Origin of the sequence: Streptomyces alkaliphilus, assembly GCF_014141535.1 — a bacterium.
Taxonomy (GTDB): Bacteria; Actinomycetota; Actinomycetes; order Streptomycetales; family Streptomycetaceae; genus Streptomyces; species Streptomyces alkaliphilus.
The window spans coordinates 1-2,500 of sequence record NZ_VKHT01000769.1; the positions used below are offsets into that span (position 1 = coordinate 1).

General features: G+C 75.2%; 3 protein-coding genes. 2 read left to right on the forward strand and 1 reads right to left on the reverse strand.

The features are described 5' to 3' along the window. Together FNQ90_RS27590 and FNQ90_RS19555 are read left to right on the forward strand one after the other, a co-directional pair. The coding region (locus FNQ90_RS27590) for a hypothetical protein (RefSeq protein ID WP_228471408.1) at positions 1 to 221 on the forward strand (221 nt) is incomplete at its 5' end. 438 nt (positions 222 to 659) lie between these two features. Continuing rightward, positions 660 to 1,331 carry a hypothetical protein gene (locus FNQ90_RS19555; protein WP_182607561.1) on the forward strand — a complete coding sequence of 224 codons (672 nt, stop codon included), beginning with the start codon at positions 660 to 662 and terminating at the stop codon, positions 1,329 to 1,331. 27 nt (positions 1,332 to 1,358) lie between these two features. On the opposite strand, the gene FNQ90_RS19560 is transcribed toward FNQ90_RS19555, so the two are convergent. Continuing rightward, positions 1,359 to 2,500 (reverse strand): PQQ-binding-like beta-propeller repeat protein (locus FNQ90_RS19560; protein ID WP_182607562.1); only part of this gene is annotated, 1,142 nt, incomplete at its 5' end.

Genomic DNA, 2,500 nt, shown 5'->3' on the forward strand with positions numbered 1-2,500 from the left:
GGACCGGGGAGCCCACCGAGGAACGCCCGGGTCGCCCCGTCGGGCCGGTCCCGGGCACCACGAAGGAAAGAAGGAGAGGTACCCCCGTGTTCCGTACCGCCGTTCTCGGGCTGATCGGCTCGCTGGCCGCCGCCGTCGTGCTGGGCCTCGGCCCGCTGGACGTGTCGAAGGCACCGGTCGTCCCCGACGACAACCACGTGACCTCGATCCCGGCGGCCTGACCGATCACCCCGCCGGTCCGACCGGGCCGGCGGGGCCCGAAGGAGTCCCGGGCGTTTATCGATCGTTTATGCCCCCCTGCCATGCTCATCACACACGGAACGCCCGGCGGGGGAGGGCGATCCGAGAGGTCCGGTCCGGCAGCCCCGGGGGAGTCGCCGGACCGGACCCACGGGCGGGGCCCGGTGGCCGGGAGGGGGGGCCACCGGGCCCCGTGCGCGTGTGTCGGGGGAACCGGCGGACGCGGGAAACACGGGAATCCCGGAAAGCGACGGTCGGGAAGCCGGGGAAGGCCCCCGGGCACGACGCGGCCCGGCCCCCGGGCGCGAAACCCTCGAATGGCGCCTCCGGCGCGCGCCGGTCGGTCCCCCGTCTTAGCGTCGGGTGACGAGAACTGACGCCCCGGGCGGCGTCGGGGATGCCCGTGAGGAGGCATGTCCGTGACCATTCGCTCGCTCACAGCCGTCCCGCTCGCCGTCATCGGGGCGGCGACGGTCGTTCTGGGCCCTTTCCGCCCCTGGTACGGCGACCGGCTCGGCCGGGAGATCCCCCCGGCCGAGGTGTTCGGCGCCGCGCCCTCGCCGGAGGAGGTCGTCGGCGCGGCGGCCGGGCTCCTCCCGCTGCTGATAGCCGCCGGCACCCTGGCCGTGCTGGGCCTGATGCTCCGCTCCCGTCTGCTGCTCGGTCTGGCCGGAGCGGTCGGACTCGGCCTCGCCTCGCTGTGGCTGGCGCACACCTACCGACTGGAGAACAGCCTCCTGGTGGGTGGTGAGGGCCTGGGACCGGGAGCCCCGCTGACCCTGTTGGGCGGTGGACTGCTGGTGGCGGCGGCGGCCGTCATGCCGGGCCCCTGGCTGGTGAGGGAGCGGACCGATCCGCTGCCACCGGTGTCACGTCCCATCAACCCGCGGGTCGTCGCGGGGGCCTGGCCGGACGGCGAGGTGCCCGCCGGCGTCGTCGCCGCCACCGCCGGGCGCGGACCCACCGGAACCCTCTCGACCTCCCTGACCGCGCCGCTCCACCCGTCACCGAACGGGTCCGGGAACGGGCCGCCGGGGAGCCCGGCCGACCCCCCGGGCACCATTGACGGGGTCCCGCTCCCCCACCCCTGATCCGACCGCCGCGGCCGGGACCGGCCCTCAGGAGGAACGGGAGGACTGACGGGTGCCGCGTCCGGCGTCCAGCGCGTAGACGCACCGGTCCTGGCTGCAGGCGAAGAGCATCCCGCCCGCCACGGCGGGCGTACCGGTGATCGCCCCACCCATCTCCAACTTCCAGCTCAACCGTCCGGTGACCGCGTCCAGCGTGTACAGGCAGTGGTCCTCGGACCCGAAGTGCACACGCCCCGCGGCGACCACCGGGGAGCCCACCACCGGCCCGCCGGTACCGAAACGCCAGCACGGCGTGCCGTGCACCGCGTCGAGTGTGTAGACGGCCGAACCGGCCGCCAGGTGCACCAGGCCGTCGGCGACCAGCACCGGTTCGGGGGAGTTGCGCGGCTCGGTGGCGATCCGCCAGCGCTCGGTGCCGTCCCCGGCGTCCAGCGCGTACACCGTGCCGAGGTAGTCCACCACCCACACCCCGGTGGGAGAGCCCCTCCGGGACGGACCCGGGGTGGGCGGGCAGAGCAGCGCGGCGGGCGCGTCGAAGCGCCAGCGCTCGGTGCCGTCGGCCGCGTCCAGGGCGAAGAGTCGGGTGCCCGCGCTGACGTAGACGGTGTCCGGTCCGGACCGCAGCCGCACCGGGACACCACCGGTGGCGGAGGCGTCGCCGACCGGGTGGCTCCACAGCTCGGCGCCGGTCCGCGCCTCCAGGGCGTAGAGCCGGTCGTCGGCGCGGGTGTAGACGGTGCCGTGCGCGATGACCGGCCCGGTGTCGGCGGTCTCGAAGTCGGTCTGCGCCCCGTCGATGCCCCACAACCGCTCGCCGGTGGTGACCTCCACCGCCTGCACGCCGCCGCCCCGGATTCCGGTGACGACGGTGCCGCGGTCCACGGCCAGCGAGTAGATCCAGCCCTCGGGGGCGACGCTCCAGTACTCGGTGCCGTCGTCCGCGCCCAGGGCCCGCAGGGAGGGACCGTCGGAGGCCAGCAGGCGGCCTCCGGCCACCTCGGTCAGCCAGGCCACGTCCCGGGTCTTGAACTGGCGGCGGCCGGTGGCGATGTCCAGGGCATGGACCTCGAAGGAGGAGACGTACAGCAGCCCGTCACGGGCCGTCGGGGAACCCCACAGCTCGTTGCTCATGCGGAACCGCCACGGCCGCCAGCGCACCGGGGCGGCGG